The sequence below is a fragment of the Cupriavidus sp. 05N38 genome (assembly GCF_056397345.1).
Genome location: NZ_JBFTNF010000004.1, coordinates 35,077 through 57,168 on the forward strand (window position 1 = coordinate 35,077; position 22,092 = coordinate 57,168).

The window sequence follows — 22,092 nt, forward strand, 5'->3', positions numbered from 1 at the left end:
ACCACTTCCCAAGGCATTCCATGGCGACCCAGCCCTCCCGCCGCAACCCCTTCCTGATCGGCCTCGCCATACTCGTGCTGGCCGCGCTGGCCTGGTTCGCCATCGGGCCGCTCAAGCGCATGATGGCGCCGCGGCAGGCGGCCGCGCCCGCGCCCGCGGTGTCGGTCTCCAGCGCGCTGGTCAGGCGCGAGGACGTGCCGATCGGCCTGGGCGGGGTCGGCACCGTGCAGGCCATGGCCACGGTCACGGTCAAGCCGCGCGTGGACGGCCAGCTCGACCGCGTGGGCTTTGTCGAAGGCCAGGACGTCAAGGCCGGCCAGCTGCTGGCGCAGATCGACCCGCGCACCTTCCAGGCCCAGCTGCAGCAGGCCCAGGCGCAGAAGATGCGCGACGAGGCGCAGCTCGCCAACGCCAGGCTCGACCTCAAGCGCTACGAGGGACTGATCCAGGAGAACGCCACCACCGAGCAGACGCTGGACACCCAGCGCGCGCAGGTGGCGCAGCTGGCCGCCGCGATAAAGAACGACGAAGCGCTGGTCAACGCCGCGCGCGTGCAGCTGGACTACACCACCATCAACGCGCCACTGTCCGGGCGCGTGGGCGCGCGCCTGGTCGACCCGGGCAATATCGTCCACGCGGCTGACGCCAGCGGCATCGTGGTGATCCGCCAGATCGACCCCATCGRCGTGGTCTTCACGCTACCCGAGAGTGAATTCCAGCGCATCAACCAGGCTATCCAGGGCAGCCGCACGCCACTCGCAGTGGAGGCCAGCGAGCGCGGCAGCGGCCAGCTGCTGGGCCGCGGCAGCCTGATCCTGCTCAACAACACCATCGACACCACCTCGGGCACGATCCAGCTCAAGGCCCGCTTTCCCAATCCCGCGCACACGCTGTGGCCAGGCCAGTACGTCAACGCACGGCTGGTGCTCGGCGAGCGCGAACAGGCACTGACCATTCCCGCCTCCGCCGTGCAGCGCGGCCAGTCGAGCACCTACGTCTACGTGGTGCGGGCGGACCATACCGTGGCTTCCAGGCCGATCGAGGTGGCCGAGATCCAGGACGCCCGCGCCATCGTGACCAAGGGCCTGGCCGCCGACGAGCGCGTGGTGGTGGACGGACAGTACAAGCTCAAGCCGGGCGCGCGGGTGAATGAAACCGCCTCGCCCGCTACCCCTGCGACCCCCGCGGCCACCGTGGCCAGCGCCGGCGCCGGCGCCGCGCCGCCTGCGCCCGCCACCCCGGGCGGCGCCGGGAACGCACGGCCATGAGCATTTCCGCCACCTTCATCAAACGCCCCATCGGCACCTCGCTGCTGGCGCTGGCGCTGCTGCTGGTGGGCGTGGCGGCCTGGCCGCTGCTGCCGATCGCGCCGCTGCCGCAGGTGGACTTCCCCACCATCCAGGTATCGGCCACGTTGCCCGGGGCCAGCCCGGAAACCATGGCATCGAACGTGGCGCAGCCGCTCGAGCGCCAGTTCTCGCTGATCGCCGGGCTCACGCAGATGACCTCGACCAGCGCGCAGGGCAACGCACAGATCACGCTGCAGTTCGACCTCAACCGCAGCATCGACGCCGCCGCGGTGGACGTGCAGGCCGCCATCAACGCCGCCAGCGGCCAGCTGCCGGGCAACCTGCCCACGCCCCCGACCTTCCGCAAGATCAACCCGGCCGACTCGCCGATCCTGGTGCTGGCGGTGCAGTCCGACACGCTGCCGCTGACCGAGGTCAACGACTTCGCCGACAACGTGCTGGCGCAGCAGATATCGCAGATCTCCGGCGTGGGCCTGGTCAATATCGGCGGCCAGCAGAAACCTTCGGTGCGTATCCAGGTGGACCCGCAGAAGCTGTCCTCGATGGGCATGAGCCTGGAAGACGTGCGCGGCGTGATCGCCGCCACCACCGTCAACCAGCCCACCGGCAGCACCGACGGACGCACCAAGGCCTTCAACGTCTACACCAACGACCAGCTCACCAAGGCCGCCGCGTGGAACGACATGGTGCTGGCCTACCGCAACGGCGCGCCCGTGCGCGTGCGCGACGTGGGCGTGGCAGTGGACGGCCCGGAAAACGCCAAGCTGGCGGGCTGGGGCTTTGCCGGCGCCGCCGCGCCGGCCGGCAACACCTTCCACAACGGGCGCGCCATCATCCTCGCCATCACCAAGCAGCCCGGCGCCAACGTGATCGAGACCGTGGACCGCATCCGCGCCGCGCTGCCGCGCCTGCAGGCCGCCATCCCGCCCACGGTCAACGTCAACACGCTGGCCGACCGCACCCAGACCATCCGCGCCTCGGTGAAGGACGTGGAATTCACGCTGGTGCTGACCATCGCGCTGGTGGTGATGATCATCTTCGTCTTCCTGCGCAACGTGGCGGCCACGGTGATCCCCAGCGTCACCGTGCCGCTGGCCCTGATGGGCACCGCCGGCGGCATGTACCTGCTCGGCTACAGCCGCGACAACCTCTCGCTGATGGCGCTCACCATCGCCGTGGGCTTCGTGGTGGACGACGCCATCGTGATGCTGGAGAACATCTACCGGCACGTGGAAGAAGGCATGGCGCCGATGGAGGCCGCGCTCAAGGGCGCCAGCGAAATCAGCTTCACCATCGTGTCGATCTCGGTCTCGCTGGTAGCGGTGTTCATTCCGCTGCTGCTGATGGGTGGCATCGTGGGCCGGCTGTTCCGCGAGTTCGCGGTCACCGTGACGCTCACCATCGTGGTGTCGGTGATCGTTTCGCTCACGCTCACGCCGATGCTGTGCTCGCGCTACCTGACACCGCCACGCGGGCACGAGCACGGCCGCCTGTACCAGCTGTTCGAGCGCGGCTTCGACCGCATGCTCGGGGCCTACAAGCGCGGGCTGGACGTGGTGATGCGCCACCAGTTCGTCACCCTGTGCGTATTCATCCTCACGGTGGCCACCACGGTAGCGCTGTTCATCTACATCCCCAAGGGCTTCTTCCCGCAGCAGGACACCGGCTTCATGTTCGGCATCGCGGAGTCCGCGCAGGATGCGTCGTTCAAGTCGATGAACGCGCGCATGGTGCAGCTCGCCGATATCGTGCGCGCCGATCCGGACGTGGCCGCGGTGGGCATGACCGGCGGCCAGAACACCATCAACACCGGCAACTTCTTCATCAGCCTGCGCCCCAAGGATGAAGGCCGCACCGTCTCGGCCGACGAGGTCATCGCACGCCTGCGGCCCAAGCTGGCCCAGGTGCAGGGCGCCAACCTGTTCCTGCAGGCCGGCCAGGACATCAACGTGGGCGGGCGGCTGTCGCGCACGCAGTACCAGTACACGCTGGTGGACGCCAACCTGGACGAGCTCAACCAGTGGGCGCCGCGCATCCTGGAGCGCCTGCGCGGCCTGCCCGAGCTGACCGACGTGGCCTCCGACCAGCAGAACGCCGCCGCCGCCGCGCGCCTGACCATCGACCGGGCACGGGCATCGAGCTTCGGCATCACGCCGGCCCTGATCGACGCCACGCTGTACGACGCCATCGGCCAGCGCCAGGTGGCCCAGTACTTCACGCAGATCAACAGCTACCACGTGATCCTGGAAGCCACGCCGGCGCTGCAGGAAGACCCCAGCCTGTTCTCCAGGCTCTACGTCACCTCGCCGCTGACCGGCGAGCAGGTGCCGCTGTCCACCTTCGTCAAGATCGACACCAACAGCACCGCCTACCTCTCGATCAGCCACCAGGGGCAGTTCCCCGCCGTCACCATTTCCTTCAACCTGGCCAGGGACGTGGCGCTGGGCGACGCGGTCAAGGCCATCAACACCGCCCTGGCCGGCATGGGCCGCCCGCAGACGCTGGGCGGCTCGTTCCAGGGCACAGCGCAGGCCTTCGGCGCATCGCTGGCGTCGCAGCCCTACCTCATCGCCGCCGCGCTGATCGCGGTGTATATCGTGCTGGGACTGCTGTACGAGAGCTATATCCACCCGCTCACCATCCTGTCCACGCTGCCGTCGGCCGGCGTGGGCGCGCTGCTGATCCTGCTGGCGGGCGGCTACGATCTCAGCGTGATCGCGCTGATCGGCATCATCCTGCTGATCGGCATCGTCAAGAAGAACGGCATCATGATGGTGGACTTCGCGCTCACCGCCGAGCGCGACCACGGCATGCCGCCCGAGCAAGCCATCTACCAGGCCTGCCTGCTGCGCTTCCGCCCGATCATGATGACGACCATGTGCGCATTGCTGTCAGGCTTGCCGCTGATGCTGGGGCATGGCGCGGGCTCGGAGCTGCGGCGGCCGCTGGGCTATGCGATGGTGGGCGGGCTGGTGCTGTCCCAGGCCCTGACGCTGTTCACCACGCCGGTGGTGTACCTGTACCTGGACCGGGCGCACTACTGGTACATGGAACGCAAGGCGCGCAAGGCCAGGCGCAAGGCCGGCCCCGTGCCGCCTGCCGAGCCCGGGAGTGGCAACGAGCGAGTGCTGGCAGGCGGCGAGGGCGACTGAGCGCAGGACGGGGCGGGCCTTCGCCTTGCCGGGAAGTCCGGCGCGGCGGCCTCGCGCGCGATTGCCGCACCTGCCCGTGGAGAACCGGGCTCAGGTGACCTCGATCACGCCGTTCATGGTCTCGTGCCCCGAGCCGCAGAAGATGTCGCACAGGAAGCCGAACGTGCCCGCCTTGGCCGGCGTGGCAGAGACCCGCACCACCTTGCCCGGCGGCAGGTCGGCGCGCACGCCCAGGTCCGGCACGCTGAAGCCCATCACCACATCCTGCGCGGTCAGTTCGAACACCACCGGCTCGCCCGCGCGCAGCGCGATGCGGTCCGGCGTGAAGATAAACTTGCGCGCGTGCACCTTGATCACGCGCGGCGCGGCGGCCGTGCTGCGCAGCAGCGGGGCGCTGCCCGCCAGCACAAGCAGACAGCACAGCGCGCGCCGGCGGCTCAGCCCCTCCCCGGCCTGCTCCCTCGCTCGCTCCCCTGCGCGTTCCCGTTCCTTCGCCGATACCTGCATGACCAGTCTCCTTGCATGAATGCGCCGTACGCACGTCGGGACGGCTCAGGCCGCCACGGGTTTCTCCTCGATGCCGAACTCGCCGCCGGCACGCGCGGCCTGGACCTCGCGCCAGCCCAGGCCCTTGTATGGCTGGGCCGGGTCCCAGGGCACCGGCAGGCGCTGCGCCTGCGAGCCCGCCGGGGGCAGCGGGAACATCAGCGAGCGCGCCGCGTGATGGGCGATATGGCCCGTCATGTGGTGATGCTCCTGGTGAATATGGCCGTAGAACACCGTCACGTTGGGATAGGGCATCAGGCGCTCGATCACCTGCGCCCCGTCGCGCGTGGCCCAGTCCCACTGGGGATAGAGATCGAACAGCGGGCGGTGGGTGAACACCACGATGCGCGCGTCGCGCGGCTGGCGCCCGAGATCGGCGGCCAGCCAGTCGAGCTGCGCGGCGCCGACGCGGCCGGCCGGGTCGGAGACGTTGTCGAGCACGATGAAATGCATGCCCTTGTGGTCGAACACATAGTGCGTGGGGCCGAACAGTTCCTGGTAGGCGGCGCCTTCGTCCAGGCTGGCATCGTGCTCGCCCGGCATCAGATGCACCACCGGCACCTTGAGCCCGGCGACGATGGCCTTGAACTCGCGCATGCGCCGGCGCCGCTCGGCGGGATCGTCGGTGGTGTGGGTCAGGTCGCCGGTGAACATCAGGAAATCCGGTGGCTGCGGCAGCGCGTTGACCGCCGCCACCGCCTTGGGCAGCGTGCCGCGCGCGTCGGGGTTGGGCGGGCCCTGGAAGCCCCAGTGCGCGTCCGACAACTGCACGAAGTAAAACGTCTCGTCGCGGCCGGCGGCCCAGCCGGGCAAGGCCTGCGCGAATACCGCGCCGCCGGCGCAGGCGGCAAGGCCAAGAAAATCGCGCCGCTTCCATGATCGTTGCTGCATTTCGGCACCCTCCATGATTGATTGCGGGGCTTGTGGGGATGCCTGTCATACCGTCGCCTCCGCGCCTTTATTCCCGCCGCGGGCCGATTTTATTTTTTGCCCCGGGCGCGAAAAGCGGGAATAAACTCGACGCATCTTCGGTATACGGATTTGGCGCGACGGGACAGGACGATGCCCCGCCGCGCGCCCGGCCAAAGGAGTGACGTGAACGCTGCCGACCGACGCCGCCGATTCGACGAACTCGTGCTGCCGCATCTCGACGCCGCCTACAACCTGGCGCGCTGGCTGTCGGGCAGCAGCACCGAGGCAGACGACGTGGTGCAGGAAGCCTGCCTGCGCGCGTTCTGCTTTTTCGACAGTTTCCGCGGCGACCAGCCGCGCGCCTGGCTGCTGGCGATCGTGCGCAACACCTGGTTCACGGCGTGGCGCAAGCGGCTGCAGCCCGGCCAGGGCGACAGCGCCGGCTACGACGATGCGCACTTCGACGGCGATGCCCTGCCCGGCTGGCAGGACGGCCACGGCGACAGCCCCGAGCAATGGCTGCTGCGCGCCGAGGATGTGCGCCTGCTGCACCTCGCGCTGGAACAGCTGCCGCTGGCCTTCCGCGAGGTACTGGTGCTGCGCGAACTGGAGGACCTGCCCTACCGCGATATCGCCGCCATTGCCGAGATCCCGCTGGGCACGGTGATGTCGCGCCTGGCGCGCGCGCGCAAGCTGCTGGCGGCCGCGGTGCTGGCGCTGCGCGCCCGGCAGGCGCACGGCGCGCAGGCGGAGCGCGCCACCGCAACGGGCACGAACGTGGCGCCGCCGCTGGGTGCCGGGGAGACAGGCCATGGACTGCAATGACACGAGGATGCTGCTGCAAGCCTGCGCCGACGCAGAGCTCGGCGTCAGCGATACGCTCGCCGTGGAACGCCACCTGGCGCAATGCGACGCCTGCAGCGCGCAGCTGGCGCACTTGCGCGAACTGCGCACCGCGCTGCGCGCGCAAGCGCCCTATCACCGCGCCAGCCCCGCGCTGCGCCACCGGCTGCAGGCGGCACTGGACGAAGCCGCGGAAAACGACAGTGCCGCGGCGCTGCCACGGGACCGGCACGCCCCCGCCGGCTGGTGGCAGGCGCTGCGCCGCTACTTTGCATGGGGCCCGGCCGCCAATGCCGCCATGGCGGCGGTGACCGTGGCAGCGCTCGGCATCGGCATGGCGCAGTTCGCGCTGCGTGACGCCGGCGAGCCGACCGTGGAGCGCGAGATGGTCACCAGTCATGTGCGCGCGCTGATCTCCGGCCACGCCATCGACGTGGCTTCTTCGGACCGCCACACGGTCAAGCCCTGGTTCAACGGCAAGCTGGACTACGCGCCGCCGGTCCGGGACCTGGCCGCGCAGGGTTTCCCGCTGACGGGCGGCCGCCTGGACTATGTGCACGGACGCGCGGTGGCGGTGCTGGTGTACCGCCGCAACCAGCATCCGATCGATGTCTTCGTCGTGCCGCTGGCAGACGGGGAAAAAGAGGGCAAGGCGGGCAGCGCGAGCGTCGCCGCGCCCGCGATCRAGGCGCACCAGGGCTACCAGCTTGCGCGCTGGGACAGCGATGGCATGCGCTATGCCGCCATCACCGATGCCTCCGCCGAAGACCTGCTGCGTTTCACGCAGGCATGGCGCGCGGGCGGCGGCGACGGCGCGCACTGAGCGCGCCGCGCGCCTGCCCGCTGCTCAGGCCAGCACGAAGGGCAGTTGCCGCTGGCGCTTGCCGGTGAGCGTGAACAGCGCGTTGGCCACCGCCGGGGCGATCGGCGGCACACCCGGTTCGCCCAGGCCGGTGGGGTTGTCCTCCGACGGCACGAAGAACACGTCCACCACCGGCGCATCGGTGATGCGCGGCGGCGGATAGTCGGGGAAGTTGCTGTTCTTTACCGCGCCATTCTCGATCTCGATGGCGAAGCCCGGCCGCATCATCGCCAGCCCGAACACGCAGGCGCCCTGGATCTGCGCCTCGGCGGACATCGGGTTGACCACGCGGTTGGCATGCACGCCAGCCGTCACGCGGTGCACGCGCGGCTGGTTCTTCACCAGCGACACTTCCACCACGTAGGCCACCACGGTGTTGAACGACTCGTGCAAGGCCACGCCCCAGGCCTGTCCCTTGGGCAACTTGCGCTTGCCGTAACCGGACTTCTGCACCGCCAGCTGCAGCGCCGCGCGATGGCGCGCGTGCTTGCCCGCGTCCAGCCGCGACAGCCGGTACGCCACCGGATCCTGGCGCGCGTTGACTGCGATCTCGTCGACCAGCGTCTCCTTGACGAAGGCCGTATGCGTATTGCCGACCGAGCGCCACCACAGTACCGGCACGTCCACCTGCGGATGGTGCACCGAGAGCTGCAGCGGGAAACCGTAGTCGTTCTCGACGATGCCTTCGGTCATGGTCGCGTCCACGCCACCCTTGATCATGAAGGCCTCGAACGGCGTGCCCTTGAGGATGGACTGGCCCACCACGGTGTGCTGCCAGCCCAGCACCTGCCCCTTCGCATCGATGCCGATACGGGCCCGGTGCACGTGCAGCGGCCGGTAGTAGCCGCCGCGGATATCGTCCTCGCGGCTCCACATCACCTTGAGCGGCTCGTCATGGCCGTTCTTGACCCAGGTCTGCAGCACGTTGGCGGCTTCGACCAGGTAATCGGAAGTGGGCACCGCGCGCCGGCCGAAGCCGCCGCCGGCCATCATGGTATTGAGCGTGACCTTGTCCAGCTTCAGGCCCAGCACGCGCGCGATGGCGGCCTGGTCCACGGTCTGGAACTGCGAGCCGACCCAGACCTTGACCGACTGCACCGTCTTGCCCGTCACCTCGGCCTGCATGGTGCAGTTCAGCGGCTCCATCGGCGCGTGCGCCAGGTAGGGGAACTCATAGTCCGCCTCGATGGTGCGCGCCGCGCCCGACATGGCACCCAGGTCGGCCTGCACCGCCACCGTGCCCGGCTGCGCGGCCAGCGCCTTGTACTGCGCGAACAGGGCCTTGGTGGAGACGGTGGAGCCCGCGTCTTCCCACACAATCTCGAGCGCGTCGCGAGCCTGCTTGGCCGGCCAGTAGCCATCCGCGACCACCGCCACGCCGGTGCCGCCGCGGTCCACCGGCACCAGCATGATGTCGGCCACGCCCTTGATTGCGCGCGCCTTGTCGGCATTGAAGGACTTCACCTTGCCGCCGAAGCGCGGCGGGCGCGCCACCACGGCGACCACCATGTCCTTGAGGCGGGTGTCGATGCCGAAGGCGGTGGTTGCCTCCAGCTTGCCGCGCGCGTCCAGGCGCGGCGTGGGCTTGCCGATGATCTTGAACTGCGAGGGGTCCTTGAGCTTCACCTGCTGCGGCACCGGCAGCGCCATGGCGGCCTGCGCCAGCTCCCCATAGGTGGCGCGGTGGCTGCCGGAAGTCACCACGCCCTGCGCCACCTGGCAGCTGGCGGGATCGACCTGCCACTGCTTCGCCGCGGCCGCCACCAGCATGGCGCGGGCACGCGCGCCGAGTTCGCGGTATTGCTGGAAGGAATGATTGAGCGCCGTGGAGCCGCCGGTCATCTGCATGCCGAAGCCGGGGTCCTTGTAGGCATCGCCGGCGGGCGCGAGCGTGGCGCGTACATTGCGCCAGTCCACGTCGAGCTCCTCGGCGAGTGCCATGGGCAGCGCGGTGTGCACGCCCTGGCCGAACTCGAGCCGGTTCACCGCCACCGTGACCGTGTTGTCCGGCGCGATCAGCACGAAGGCCTGCGGCGGCGAGGGCGGCGCCTTGGGCGCGCCGCCTTCCTGCGCCTGCGCATTCGGCACGGGCAGCAAGCCGAGCGCCAGGCCGCCACCGGCAAAGCCGGCGAGCTTGAGGAAATCGCGGCGGTCGAATGTGGCTGCGGCATCCGCGCGCGCGGGTGCCGACGGGTCCTGCCGGCGGCTGCCGCCGGCAAGTGCTTCCAGGTTCTGTATTCGCATGATGTGGCTCTCCTTATGCCAGCGCGCGCGCCGCATCCTTGATGGCGGCGCGGATTCGCTGGTAGGTGCCGCAGCGGCACAGGTTGCCCGCCATGGCCTGGTCGATGTCGGCGTCGGTCGGGTGCTTCTTGTTGCGCAGCAGCCCCGTCGCGCTCATGACCTGCCCGTTCTGGCAGTAGCCGCACTGCGCCACGTCATGCTTGATCCAGGCATCCAGCACCGCACGGCCGACCTTGTCGCCCGTGACGCCTTCGATGGTAGTGATGCGTACGCCCTGCGCGGCGGACACCGGGGTCACGCAACTGCGCGTGGGCTGGCCGTTCACATGCACGGTGCACGCACCGCAGGCGGCCATGCCGCAGCCGAACTTGGTGCCGGTCATGCCGAGGTTGTCGCGCAGTGCCCACAGCAGCGGCGTGGACGGATCGACGTCGACTTGCAACGGCTTGCCGTTGATATCTAGGGTGGTCATGAGGGGAAGCTCCTTGGGTCTGTTTGCCCTGGCCTGGTGCGCGCCGGGCGCGGCCGGTCCGCGGCGCCTGCCGCCGGGGCAGGCGCGTAAAGCCTTCTGAGCATAGTGCAAAACGGGGGCGCACGTGCAGTACGGCGCACCGGGCCGGCAGCCGCCGGCCTGGCGATGCGCGCGCGGCGAACTTCGCGCGGTGCCCGGCGTCTCTTTCTTATCCCCCGCCAGATCCGCCCGATCCCGATCCGTGCCCGAGCCGCCCGCCCTTCCGTCGCTTCCTGCCGCTTCCGCCGGACGGCGCGCGCGGGCGCCGCGCGCCGTCGCCGCTGCCCCCGCCAGGCTGGACAGCATCCAGGCCCTGCGCGGACTGGCCGCGGCCTATGTGCTGGTGTATCACTCGGGCCTGCGCCTGGGCGGCGAGCATGCGCCGCTGCTAGGCTGGCTGACCGAGAATGTGATCAAGCGCGGCCACGTCGGGGTGGATGTGTTCTTCGTCATCAGCGGCTTCATCATCGCCTGGGTGGCGGTGCTGGCGCGCACGCAGCCGGAACCGACGCTGTCGTTCGCGATCCGCCGCGTGTGCCGCCTGGCACCGCCGTACTGGTTCATGTCGGTATTGCACGCGCTGACGCTCAACCCGGTCAGCCCGGGCCTGTTCGCCGCCTCGCTGGCCTTCATCCCGAGCGCGCCGCAGGACGCGCCCTACTTCGGCTACCCCGCGCTCTACGTGGGCTGGTCGCTCAATTACGAGATGGCGTTCTATGCGGTGTGCGCGCTGGGCCTGATGCTGGCCGGGCGGCGCGCCTTGCTGGTGATGGCAGCCGTGTTCGCCGTCACCACGCTGGCGCTGCCGTGGTGGCGCTTCGGCGCGGTCGATCTCGATCCGGCCCATGCCTATCCGTTCGCCTCGGCATGGCTGTCGATGATCGCCAACCCGCTGGTGCTGGAGTTCGCGCTGGGCTGCGCGCTCGCGTGGCTCTACGCGCGCACGCGCCATCGCCTCACGCGCGGCGTGGCCACGGTGTTGCTGGCGCTCGGGGTGGCCGGATTCTCGGCCTCGCTGGTGCTGGTGGAGCCGGAATTCAGCCTGGGCGGGCGCGCCCTGCCGGCCGGCGCCCTCCTGTTCGGCGCGGTGGCGGCCGAGCATGCCGGCGTGCTGCGCGTGCCGCGCATGCTGGTATGGCTGGGCGAGCTGTCGTACGCGCTCTACCTGACGCACCCGACCGTGATCGAGGCCGTCAAGCGGCTGATGCCAGAGCTGGCACCCGGGCAGATGGGCTGGCAGCTTGCGCGCTTCGCCATCGACGCGGCGCTCGCGCTCGGCCTTGCCATGCTGCTGCACCGCTGGGTGGAGCAGCCAGCGATGGCGGCGGGCCGCCGCCTGGCGCGGCGCTTCGCTGGGGCGGTCGGCTAACCGCTGCAAATAGAGACGCATCGCCTGCGCTTGTTGCTTGTTGCTTGTTCATCGATGCTTGTTCCATGGTGGCCAGCGCACTGCGCGGCAGCCCTCAGAAATCTTCCACCGGTGGTTCGCTGGCGTCGGGATTGCCGGGGCGCCTGGCCGATGGCGGTTCGCCGTTCTCGTCGCGCAGGTCGCGCCCTGGCTTGTCATCCTGGTCGCGCTGCTCGTGCTCGCGGCCCGGATGCGGGTCTGGGCGGTGCGGCTTGCGGGGGTCCGGCTGGTGTTCTCTGGCCTGGGTCATGGCGTGTCTCGGTTGGCGCCCGGATGGCGAGCGCAATGGTGAGCGGGGAATGTGAGCGGGGAATGGAGAGAGCGATGGCGAGCGCAAGTCCCGGCTCCGGGCCATGCAGGATCTTGTCGGGCATCGGCGGGGAGCCACGCTTGCGCGCGCCGCGGGCGTTGCGGATGGCCGGCGGCGGCGGTCAGCACGCAGAGGGAGTCGCGGTACTTGACCGGCTGCCGGCCCGGGCCCGGCGCAAGCCCTATTGCTTCGGTGCCGGACTGGGCGAGTCGCCCTTCGGACCCGAAGGCGCATCGGCGCTTGGCGCGCGATTGGCATCCTGCTGGCGCGGCTTGTCGGCGCGGTGGGTGCTCTTGCCCTTGGACTTGGCGTCGGACTTCGACATGCCGCTGCTGTTGTCCATCTGAGCGCCGGCCATGTTGCGGTCAGACTGGTTCTGCCCTTCGGTGGGCGGCGCGCTCGGGTTGGGCTGGTTGATCGGGGCTTGCTGGGCCATTGCCGGCAGGCCAAAGGCGGCGGCGCTCAGCACGATGGCGCCTTGAATCAGGACTCGTTTCATGGTGGTCTCCTTGCGGTGGTAGCGATGGTCATGGCGATGGTCATGGCGATGGTCATGGCGATGCATCGTTCATGGACGGACTGACACCCGGCATGGCAGCCACGCAGGCCGCGCTTGCCCGCGCCAGAGCAGTCCAGCCTGGCCGGGGGAATGCCCGGCATTGCAGGCCAACGCCTTTACGATATGTGCTGGCATCCCCCACCTCAGCGGGGAATTGCCTGAAACGCCTGTAGGATTCGGACGACACGAGCCGAAGCCGGCAGCCACGCGCTGGGGCATGCCCCGCTGGCGCGCAAGCCGCCACGGAGGCCGGTTGCGGGGCGGCGAAGGGGGCCGGCGCGCCGATGGAACCCCCATGGGCGCATCGGTCGCCTACATGAAATCAGCCGGGCGCGCTAGCCCGAACAACGGCGACACAGGCATTTTTCTCGGCTCGTGCCGCCGTCGGATGACCGCTATATTGACCGATTAGGCTGGGCCGCGCGTGCAACTTGCGCGAATAGCCGCCATTGCCCCGCCATAGCCCCGCCATAGCCCCTAGATCAGACCGCAGCCGCAGACATGACGCCAGAATCGGAAGTCCGCCCATTGCCCACCTCCTGGCCGCGCTGGCAGCGCGTGGCGCTGGCCGCCCTCGGCTTCTTCCTGCTTGCCCTGGCCGGCATCGCCGTGTCGCGCTATCCCGGCAACGTATCCATGCTCTGGCTGGCGAACGCGTTCGGGCTTGGCGTGGTGCTGCACCACCACCGCCGCGACGCGCCATGGTTGCTTGCCGGCATGCTGGTGGCGGGCGTGGCGGCAAATGCGACCATGGGCGACCAGCCGGCGATCGCGCTGGCGCTCGCGCTGGGCAATGTGGCCGAGATCGTTTTCTCCGCCTGGCTGGTGCGCACCATGACCGCGGGCGCGGCGCAGAGCCGGCCGGGTCCGCTGGCGCGCTTCGCGCTGACGCTGGGCGCGGCCAGCACCCTGGGGCCGGCGGTGGGCGCTACCATCGGCGCGGCCACCATCGCCACCGCGTACAACAGCGGTTTCGCCGCCGTCTGGTGGACCTGGTGGACCGCCGACTCGATGGGCGTGGTGATGCTGCTGCCGCTGATGGTCTCGGTCACGCGCGAGCGCGTGGCGGACACCTTCGGCCGCGCCGGCCTGCGACGCTTTGCCGCATTGCTGGTGCTCAGCCTGACGGTAGGCATGCTGGCGCTGTACAAGAGCAACGAGCCGTTCGTGGTGATGGCGCTGCCGCTGGTGCTGGCCGCGCTGCTGACCAACCCGTTCGCCACCGCGCTGCTCACGCTGCTGGCGATCACCGCCACCGTCGTGCTGGGCCTGGTCGCGGCCTCGCTTGGCCGGGTCGCGGGCGAGCCATTCCTGCTGCAATCGGTGCAACTGTCGACCGCGCTGATCATGCTGTTCCCGATCAGCATCGCCTTCCTGCTGGAGCAGAACCGGCGGGACCGCAGCGAACTGCGCGGCAGCGAGCGGCGCTTTCGCCAGGCCATGGAGCATTCGGCCATCGGCATGGCGCTGGTGGGCCTGGACGGTCGCTGGCTGCAGGTCAACCGCGCCATCTGCGACCTGTTCGGCTATGAGAGCAATGAGCTGTTCGACCTGCCCTTCCCGCTGATCACGCACCCCGACGACCTCGCCCCGGACCTGCACCAGGTAGAGCGCCTGCTGGCCGGCCAGATCGAGTCATACCGCATCGAAAAGCGGTTCCGCCACAAGGACGGCAGCTACCGCTGGACGCTGCTGGCGGTATCGCTGGTACGCGACGAGCATACCGGCGCGCCGCAGCACTTCATCTCGCAGGTCGAAGACATCGACGATCGCAAGACCGCGCAGGAAAAACTCGAAGCGCTGACGCGCCGCACGCAACTGGCGGTGGAAGCCGGCCGCGTGGGCATCTGGGAGTGGAACATCGCCAGCGGCGCGATCGCCTGGGATGCGCGCATGCACGCATTGCACGGCAGCGATCCCGCCGGCGGCGCGCCCGATCTCCAGCACTGGATCGGCATGGTGCATGCCGAAGACGTCGACAAGGCGCGCAGCGAGATGCGCGAGGCGGTGCGCGGCACGCGCGCCTTCGATACCGAATACCGCATCCAGCGCACCGACGGCGAAGTGCGCCATATCCGCGCCATGGCAATGGTGCTGCGCCAGGACGACGGCACCGCGCTGTCCATGATCGGCACCAACTGGGATATCACCGAGCAGCGCCACCTGACCGAGGCGCTGTTCGAGGAAAAGGAACGCCTGCACATCACGCTGCGCTCGATCGGCGACGCGGTGATCTGCACCGATGCCGCCATGGCCGTGACGTTCATGAACCCGATCGCCGAGCAGCTCACCGGCTGGACCATGCAGGCCGCCGCCGGGCAGCCGCTCGAGTTCATTTTCCGTATCGTCGACGAGCACAGCAACCTGCCCATCCCGAGCCCGGTGGAGCAGTGCCTGCAGACCCTGCGCCCGGTCTACCTGCAGGACGGCGCCGTGCTGCAGAGCCTGACCGGCGACCGCCACGACGTGCAGGATTCCGCCGCGCCGGTGCGTACCGCCACGGGCGAGGTAATCGGCGCGGTGCTGGTGTTCCAGGACATCACCAGCGCGCGCGCGCTGCAGCGCGAGCTGGCGCACTCGGCTTCGCACGATGCGCTGACCGGCCTGCCCAATCGCATCTGGTTCGAGAAATGCCTGCGCGAGGCGTGCGAGGCCGCGCGCATGCAGCACCAGCACCACGCGCTGTGCTTCATCGACCTGGACCGCTTCAAGATCGTCAACGACACCGCGGGGCATGCCGCCGGCGACGTGCTGCTGCGCGAGCTGGGGCACGTGATCCGCCACCATGTGCGCCCCGACGACGTGCTGGCGCGCCTGGGCGGCGACGAGTTCGCGCTGCTGCTCAAGGACTGCTCGGTCGACCAGGCCGAGCGTGTCTGCCAGAAGATCATCGATGCCATCCGCGGCCAGCGCTTCCCGTGGGAAGGGCGCGTCTACGATGTCGGCGCCAGCATCGGCATCACCGCCATCGACAACGAGACCCCGCCGGTGGGCGAGCTGATGAGCCGCGCCGACGTGGCCTGCTATGCCGCCAAGGCGGCCGGGCGCAGCCGCGTCTCGGTGTACCGCCGCGACGAAAGCGATGCGCAGCGCCACCACCAGGAGCTGCAGGTGGCCGCGGGCATCCACTCGGCGCTGGATGCCAACCGCTTCCGCCTGTTCGCGCAGGAAATCCGCGCGCTGCAGCAGGACGACGAGGCCGCGGATGCCGACCGCCATATCGAGATCCTGGTGCGCATGGTGGACGAGCAAGGCAAGCTGGTGATGCCGGGCGCCTTCATCCCCGCCGCCGAGCGCTATGACCTGATGGGTCACGTGGACCGCTGGGTGATCCACCACGTGCTGCGCGAGTTCGGCGCGCGCCTGGCCGCCGTGCCGGCGCTCACGGTGGCCATCAACCTGTCGGCCAACTCGCTCGGCGAGCCCTTCCTGCTGCCCTTCCTGCATGCCGAGCTGCACGAATCGGTGCTGCCGGCCAGCCGCATCCAGCTGGAAATCACCGAGACCGCGCTGATCAACAACATGGCCGCGGCCAACCGGCTGGTGGCGGAGATGCGCAGCGCCGGCTGCACCGTGGCGCTGGACGACTTCGGCGCGGGCCTGTCGTCGTTCTCGTACCTGAAGCAGTTCCCGGTGGACTATCTCAAGATCGACGGCAGCTTTATCCGCCACCTCGCCGGCAGCGCGGTCGACCGCGAGATCGTCAGCTCGATCAACGACATCGGGCACCGGCTGGGCATGCTCACGGTAGCCGAATCCGTGGAGGACGAGCAGACCCTGCAGACCTTGCGCGCGATCGGCGTGGACTACGCCCAGGGCTACGTGATCGGGCGGCCGATGCCGCTGGAAGACTTCCTGGAGCGCTGCCGCACGCTGCCGGTCGATAACGCCTGACTGGCGGCTGACTGGCGGCTAATTCATGGCTGACCATGCTGACCATGCTGACCAGGCAGACGAAGGGCTGACCAAGGGCTGACGGCCCTCCCCTCGCCGGGCAGCATGCTGCCCGCGTCACACCCGGCCCCGCCGCCCCTGGCGGGTGCCTTCCGCACCGCCCGGCGCGTTCGGAGATCCGAACGCGCGCGCCGCCCGAACGCACGGAAACCCGAACCGTGCGCCGGGATCACTTTGATTTCCCCTTGTTTTTCAGCAACTTAGCCGCAGCCCCCAGGCCCGCCGGCCTGGCACGGCTCGTGCGATGTATGCGCCCGCCCAAGCGGCAGATACAGGTTGACGGGCGGCTGCCCCGCCGCCGGCCCGCACCGACAAAACAATGGAGGAAACAATGACAGAGCCCGCCTTGCAGACCCCGCATCGCTGACGTCCCCGGCGCAAGGCCGCGAGACGCTCCCCGCGGGACGGCGCTCCACGCCTGAAGCTGCCAGCCCCGCCCCCGCAAAAACAGCCGCCCGGCCACCCGCCGGGCGCATGGCCCGACTTCTGATGAAACTGAACCGACTGCCCACCCTGATTTTCCTTGCGATGCTGCTCGGCGTGCTGGCCGGCACGGCAGCCCACCACATGGCGCCGGACCCCGCCGCCGCCAAGTCCATCGCGGACTACCTGTCCATCCTCACCGACGTGTTCCTGCGCATGATCAAGATGATCATCGGGCCGCTGGTGTTCGCCACGCTGGTCAGCGGCATCGCTGGCATGGGCGACGGCCGCGCCGTGGGCCGCATCGGCCTGAAGGCCATGGCATGGTTCATCGCCGCGTCGATCACCTCGCTGCTGCTGGGACTGCTGATGGCCAACCTGCTGACGCCGGGCCAGGGCATGAACCTGGCGCTGCCGCCGGCCGACGCCGCCTCCAACCTGAAGACCGGGGCGCTGAACCTGCGCGACTTCATCGCGCACATGTTCCCCAAGAGCTTCGTCGAGGCCATGGCCACCAACGAGATCCTGCAGATCGTGGTGTTCTCGCTGTTCTTCGGCTTTGCCCTGGGCACCGTCAAGGACGGCGTGGGCAAACCCGTGCTGGCGGCCATCGACGGCCTCGGCCACGTCATGCTGAAGGTCACCAACTACGTGATGGCGTTCGCGCCGGTGGGCGTGTTCGGCGCCATCGCCGCGGTGATCACGGCCGAGGGCCTGGGCGTGCTGGTGGTGTACGCCAAGCTGCTGGGCAGCGTCTACCTGTCGCTGGCGCTGCTGTGGATGGCGCTGATCGCCGGGGGCTACTTCTTCCTGGGCCGCGACGTGTTCCGCCTGCTCAAGATGGTGCGCGCGCCGCTGATGATCGGCTTCGCCACCGCCAGCAGCGAATCGGCCTACCCCAAGGTGATCGAGCAGCTCGGCCGCTTCGGCGTGAAGGAGCGCATCACCGGCTTCGTGCTGCCGCTGGGCTACTCGTTCAACCTGGATGGCTCCATCATGTACACCTCGTTCGCCGCGTTGTTCGTGGCGCAGGTGTATGGCATCCACCTCTCGCTCACGCAGCAGATCACCATGCTGCTGGTGCTGCTGGTCACCAGCAAGGGCATCGCCGGCGTGCCGCGCGCCTCGCTGGTGGTGGTGGCCGCGGTACTGCCGATGTTCGGCCTGCCCGAGGCGGGCATCCTGCTGGTGCTGGGCATCGACCATGTGCTCGACATGGGCCGCACCGTCACCAATGTACTTGGCAACGCCATTGCCACCACCGTCGTCGCCAAAAGCGAAGGCGCCATCGGCGCGCCGGTGCCCGAAGAAGCGGATGACCCCGCTGCCGACGGCAACCTTGGCCTGACACCCGTTCAGGTCCTGGCCGGCAAGTAACACTGCCAGCGCGCCAAGGCCCGGCTGCCGATCAGGTAGCCGGGCCTTTTTCTTTTGCGGTGCACAATACGCGATGTGGTAAAAGACGGGGTTATTCGCGCTGCCGCCGCCGTRCCATGCCCGTGTATTTCCTTGCCACGGCGAAGCGCGCTGCAGCCATCCGCAGCCCAAAAGCCTTTCTCGCAAGCCCATGACTGGCCCGTTCCGTTCACACGCCACCCCGCCAGGCGCCCTGCCCGACGCCCCCTCTCGCCACGGCCGTACCGGCCGCCTGCGCCAGTGGGTACCCCTGTTCGCCATGCTGGCGCTGGCGGTGCTGGTCGGGCTGGCTGGCGCGCTGGGCTACCGCTACAGCTACGACGCCGCCCTGGCACGCCAGGGCGAGCGCGGCCAGGTGCAGCTGCGGCTGTACGACCAGGCGCTGTCGAGCGAGCTGGGGCGCTACGACTACGTGCCCAGCCTGCTGTCGCTGGACGACAAGATCGCCGCGCTGCTGGCCAGGCCGGACGACCCGGCGCGGGTCGAGGCGGCCAACCAGTACCTGGCGGCGCTCAACGCCCGCGCCGGCACGCGCGCGGTATACGTGCTCGATGCGCACGGCCGCGTGCGCGCCACCAGCAACTACCAGCGGCCCGACAGCTACATGGGCGAGGATCTCAGCTTCCGCACCTATTTCAACGATGCCGCCGATGGCCAGCTGGGCCGTTTCTACGGCGTCGGCACCACGCGCAGCGAGCCCGGCTACTATCTCTCCGCCCCGCTCGGCGACCGCCACAAGCCCAGCGGCGTGGCGGTGGTCAAGGTGGGCCTGGAGCCGCTGGAGAACCGCTGGCAGGGCGCCGACACGCAGATGCTGCTGACCGACGAGAACGGCGTGGTGATCCTGGCCTCGGACCCGTCGCTGAAGCTGGCCGCGCTCAGGCCGCTGGCGCCGGGGCAGCGCGAGCGGCTGCAGCACAGCCTGCAGTACAACCGCGCCCCCCTGCCGCAGCTAGAGCTGGCGCCGGTGCGCAAGCTGTCCGACAGCGACGCCCTGGTGCGCCTGCGGCGCGGTCCGCCCATGCTGGCGCAGACCGCCGAGCTGGTCGGCACCGACTGGCAGCTCACGCTGCTCACCAATACTTCGCAGGCGCGCCTGGCCGCGCTCAACAGCGCCGCGCTGGCGGGCGTGCTGACGGCCTTCGTGCTGCTGCTGGCGGCGGCCTGGAACGTGCGCCGGCGCATCGTCGGCGAGCGCCTGGCCGCGCGCGTGGCGCTGGAAGCCGCGAACGGCGAACTCGAACGCAAGGTGGCCGAGCGCACCGCCGACCTGTGGACCGCCAACCAGCAGCTGCAGGCCGAGGTCGCCGAGCGCATCCGCGCCGAAGCGACCTTGCGCCAGGCCCAGGACGGCCTGCTCCAGGCCGGCAAGCTGGCCGCCGTCGGCCAGATGTCCACCGGTATCGCGCATGAGCTGAACCAGCCGCTGGCGGCACTGCGCACGCTCTCGGGCAACACGCAGAAATTTCTCGAACGCGGCGACAACGCCACGGCGCAGGCCAACCTCGGCACCATCATCGGCCTGGTCGAGCGCATGGGCCGCATCACCGGCGCGCTCAAGTCGTTCGCGCGCAAGCCCGGCAACGGCAGCTGCACCGCGCGGCTGGACGAAGCGCTGGACAACGCGCTGTTCCTGCTCGACACGCGCCTGCAGGCGGTGCGCCCGGAACTGAGCCGCCAGCTCGAGCCCGGCCTGGTGCTGGCGTGCGACCCCAACCGCCTGGAGCAGGTGCTGGTCAACCTGCTCGGCAATGCGCTCGACGCCGTGGCCGGCATGCCCGCGCCGCGGCTGGAAGTGCGCGGCCACCTGGCGGGCGACAAGCTCCGCCTGACCATCCGCGACAACGGCGCGGGCTTGTCCGAGGAGGCGTTCGCCCGCCTGTTCGAGCCCTTCTTCACCACCAAGCCCGCCGGCCAGGGCCTGGGGCTCGGCCTGGCGCTGTCGGCCGGCATCCTGGATGAATCGGGCGGCAGCCTCGAGGCCAGCAATCACCCGGACGGCGGCGCCTGCTTCACGCTGGTGCTGCCGCTGGCGCGGCCCGGCGCGCGCCAGGAAAACCAGGCAAGCAGGGAAACCGGCCATGACAAGTAATCCGCTCACCGTACTGATCGTCGAAGACGATCCCGACGTACGCCTGGGCTGCGAGCAGGCCCTGCGGCTCGAAGGCATTGCCACGCGCGCGGTCGGCAGCGCCGAGGCAGCGCTGCGCGAASCCGGCGAGAACTTCGCCGGCGTGGTGGTCAGCGATATCCGCCTGCCCGGCATGGACGGCATGGCGCTGCTGCGCGAACTCAAGGCACGCGACGGCGCGCTGCCRGTGATCATGGTGACCGGCCACGGCGATGTCAGCCTGGCGGTGCAGGCCATGAAGTCCGGTGCCTACGACTTCCTGGAGAAGCCCTTCTCGCCCGAGCAGCTGGTGGAGGTGGCGCGGCGCGCGCTGGAGCAGCGCCGCCTGGTGCTGGAAGTGGCCGAACTGCGCCGCAAGCTGGCCGGGCGCGACACGCTGCAGGCGCGCCTGATCGGGCAGTCGCCGGCCATCGAACGGCTGCGCAAGCTGATTGCGGACCTGGCCGACACCGCCGCCAACGTGCTCATCCACGGCGAGACCGGCACCGGCAAGGAACTGGTGGCACGCTGCCTGCACGAAGCCAGCGCGCGCCATGCACGGCATTTCGTGCCGATCAACTGCGGCGGCCTGCCCGAGCAGCTGTTCGAGAGCGAGATCTTCGGCCACGAAGCCGGCTCCTTCACCGGCGCGGCGCGGCGGCGCATCGGCAAGGTCGAGCACGCCGAGGGCGGCACGCTGTTCCTCGACGAGATCGAAAGCATGCCGATGCAGATGCAGATCAAGCTGCTGCGGGTGTTGCAGGAACGCGTGGTGGAGCGGCTCGGCTCCAATACGCCGGTACCGGTCAACACCCGCGTGGTGGCGGCCACCAAGGCGGACCTCAAGGCGCTGTCGGAGGCCGGCCAGTTCCGCGCCGACCTCTATTACCGTCTCAACGTGGTGACGCTGGAGCTGCCGCCGCTGCGCGAGCGGCGCGAAGACGTGCCGCCGCTGTTCGAGCATTTCGTGGCCCAGGCCGCCCTGCGCTTCGAGCGCGAGGCGGTAGCCGCCAGCCGGGCCGAGATGGCCGCGCTGATGGCCTACCCGTGGCCCGGCAATGTGCGCGAGCTGCGCAACCTGGCCGAGCGCCACGTGCTGGGGCTGGGCTGCAACCCGGGCCAGGGCACCGCCGAGCCGGCCGCGCTGCCACTGGCGCAGGCCGTGGAGCAGTTCGAACGGGCCATGGTGGCCGAGGCCATGCGCCGCCATGAAGGCAACCTGAGCCGCGCCGCCGAGGCACTGGGCATCGCCAAGACCACCTTGTTCGACAAGGTGAAGAAGTACAGGCTCTGAGCCACGGCGCGCCGCCCCGCGCGCCTTGCGGTCCTGGCCTCGGCCCGGCCCATCCCGTCCGGCCCCGCCCGCTCCCCGCGGGCTCCTGCGCACGCTCTGCACGGTCACGCCGCGCTATGTGAGGTGCCGCACCGAAGCGCGCCGTACGCCGCGCCACCATGGCTTCACCCCTTCCCGCGCGCCTTGCGTCCAACCGGCGCCAGGCGCGGCCGGTGCGGGACAAAGCCCGGGCCGTCGG

At 69.7% G+C, this 22,092-nt stretch carries 15 protein-coding genes; 9 read left to right on the plus strand and 6 right to left on the minus strand.

The window, feature by feature from the left end:
• Nucleotides 1-20 precede the first annotated feature (20 nt).
• Nucleotides 21-1,268 carry an efflux RND transporter periplasmic adaptor subunit gene (locus tag AC1DK4_RS04960; RefSeq protein ID WP_477131424.1) on the plus strand — a complete coding sequence of 416 codons (1,248 nt, stop codon included), beginning with the start codon at nucleotides 21-23 and terminating at the stop codon, nucleotides 1,266-1,268.
• Nucleotides 1,265-4,462 carry an efflux RND transporter permease subunit gene (locus AC1DK4_RS04965; protein WP_441643349.1) on the plus strand — a complete coding sequence of 1,066 codons (3,198 nt, stop codon included), beginning with the start codon at nucleotides 1,265-1,267 and terminating at the stop codon, nucleotides 4,460-4,462. The genes AC1DK4_RS04960 and AC1DK4_RS04965 overlap by 4 nt, the downstream gene beginning before the upstream one ends.
• Nucleotides 4,463-4,552: 90 nt before the next feature.
• On the opposite strand, the gene AC1DK4_RS04970 is transcribed toward AC1DK4_RS04965, so the two are convergent.
• Both AC1DK4_RS04970 and AC1DK4_RS04975 read right to left on the minus strand, forming a co-directional pair.
• The gene (locus AC1DK4_RS04970; protein WP_441612609.1) at nucleotides 4,553-4,969 is read right to left on the minus strand and encodes a cupredoxin domain-containing protein; all 417 of its coding nucleotides are present in this window, start codon (nucleotides 4,967-4,969) and stop codon (nucleotides 4,553-4,555) included.
• A gap of 45 nt (nucleotides 4,970-5,014) precedes the next feature.
• The gene (locus AC1DK4_RS04975; protein ID WP_441612610.1) at nucleotides 5,015-5,899 is read right to left on the minus strand and encodes a metallophosphoesterase family protein; all 885 of its coding nucleotides are present in this window, start codon (nucleotides 5,897-5,899) and stop codon (nucleotides 5,015-5,017) included.
• Between the two features lie 204 nt (nucleotides 5,900-6,103).
• Here AC1DK4_RS04975 and AC1DK4_RS04980 point away from each other — a divergent pair, with 204 nt between their 5' ends.
• Together AC1DK4_RS04980 and AC1DK4_RS04985 are read left to right on the plus strand one after the other, a co-directional pair.
• A complete protein-coding gene (locus AC1DK4_RS04980) occupies nucleotides 6,104-6,745 on the plus strand; it encodes an RNA polymerase sigma factor (RefSeq protein WP_441612611.1) in 642 nt (213 codons plus the stop codon).
• Nucleotides 6,732-7,586, plus strand: a complete 855-nt coding sequence (locus AC1DK4_RS04985; RefSeq protein WP_477131425.1) for an anti-sigma factor family protein — start codon at nucleotides 6,732-6,734, stop codon at nucleotides 7,584-7,586. The genes AC1DK4_RS04980 and AC1DK4_RS04985 overlap by 14 nt, the downstream gene beginning before the upstream one ends.
• A 24-nt stretch (nucleotides 7,587-7,610) precedes the next feature.
• On the opposite strand, the gene AC1DK4_RS04990 is transcribed toward AC1DK4_RS04985, so the two are convergent.
• Together AC1DK4_RS04990 and AC1DK4_RS04995 are read right to left on the minus strand one after the other, a co-directional pair.
• Nucleotides 7,611-9,869 (minus strand): xanthine dehydrogenase family protein molybdopterin-binding subunit, encoded by a 2,259-nt coding sequence (locus tag AC1DK4_RS04990; protein ID WP_441612613.1) that lies wholly within the window; start codon nucleotides 9,867-9,869, stop codon nucleotides 7,611-7,613.
• 13 nt (nucleotides 9,870-9,882) lie between these two features.
• On the minus strand, nucleotides 9,883-10,341 hold the full coding sequence (locus tag AC1DK4_RS04995; protein WP_441612614.1) for a (2Fe-2S)-binding protein: 459 nt from the start codon (nucleotides 10,339-10,341) through the stop codon (nucleotides 9,883-9,885).
• A 334-nt stretch (nucleotides 10,342-10,675) separates the two neighbouring features.
• Between AC1DK4_RS04995 and AC1DK4_RS05000 the strand changes: the two genes are divergently transcribed.
• The gene (locus AC1DK4_RS05000; RefSeq protein WP_441612730.1) at nucleotides 10,676-11,749 is read left to right on the plus strand and encodes an acyltransferase family protein; all 1,074 of its coding nucleotides are present in this window, start codon (nucleotides 10,676-10,678) and stop codon (nucleotides 11,747-11,749) included.
• Between the two features lie 94 nt (nucleotides 11,750-11,843).
• Here the strand turns inward: AC1DK4_RS05000 and AC1DK4_RS05005 are convergent, their stop codons facing one another.
• Nucleotides 11,844-12,038 carry a hypothetical protein gene (locus tag AC1DK4_RS05005; protein WP_441612615.1) on the minus strand — a complete coding sequence of 65 codons (195 nt, stop codon included), beginning with the start codon at nucleotides 12,036-12,038 and terminating at the stop codon, nucleotides 11,844-11,846.
• Between the two features lie 241 nt (nucleotides 12,039-12,279).
• A complete protein-coding gene (locus AC1DK4_RS05010) occupies nucleotides 12,280-12,597 on the minus strand; it encodes a hypothetical protein (protein ID WP_441612616.1) in 318 nt (105 codons plus the stop codon).
• A 561-nt stretch (nucleotides 12,598-13,158) separates the two neighbouring features.
• Between AC1DK4_RS05010 and AC1DK4_RS05015 the strand changes: the two genes are divergently transcribed.
• The 4 genes from AC1DK4_RS05015 to AC1DK4_RS05030 all read left to right on the plus strand — a co-directional run bounded on the left by AC1DK4_RS05015 (nucleotide 13,159) and on the right by AC1DK4_RS05030 (nucleotide 21,854).
• Nucleotides 13,159-16,551 (plus strand): diguanylate cyclase, encoded by a 3,393-nt coding sequence (locus tag AC1DK4_RS05015; RefSeq protein WP_441612617.1) that lies wholly within the window; start codon nucleotides 13,159-13,161, stop codon nucleotides 16,549-16,551.
• Between the two features lie 549 nt (nucleotides 16,552-17,100).
• Nucleotides 17,101-18,411, plus strand: coding sequence for a dicarboxylate/amino acid:cation symporter (locus AC1DK4_RS05020; RefSeq protein ID WP_441612618.1), 1,311 nt, complete (start codon nucleotides 17,101-17,103; stop codon nucleotides 18,409-18,411).
• A gap of 190 nt (nucleotides 18,412-18,601) precedes the next feature.
• On the plus strand, nucleotides 18,602-20,542 hold the full coding sequence (locus tag AC1DK4_RS05025; RefSeq protein WP_441612619.1) for a sensor histidine kinase: 1,941 nt from the start codon (nucleotides 18,602-18,604) through the stop codon (nucleotides 20,540-20,542).
• The gene (locus tag AC1DK4_RS05030) at nucleotides 20,532-21,854 is read left to right on the plus strand and encodes a sigma-54-dependent transcriptional regulator (RefSeq protein ID WP_477131426.1); all 1,323 of its coding nucleotides are present in this window, start codon (nucleotides 20,532-20,534) and stop codon (nucleotides 21,852-21,854) included. The genes AC1DK4_RS05025 and AC1DK4_RS05030 overlap by 11 nt, the downstream gene beginning before the upstream one ends.
• Nucleotides 21,855-22,092 lie beyond the last annotated feature (238 nt).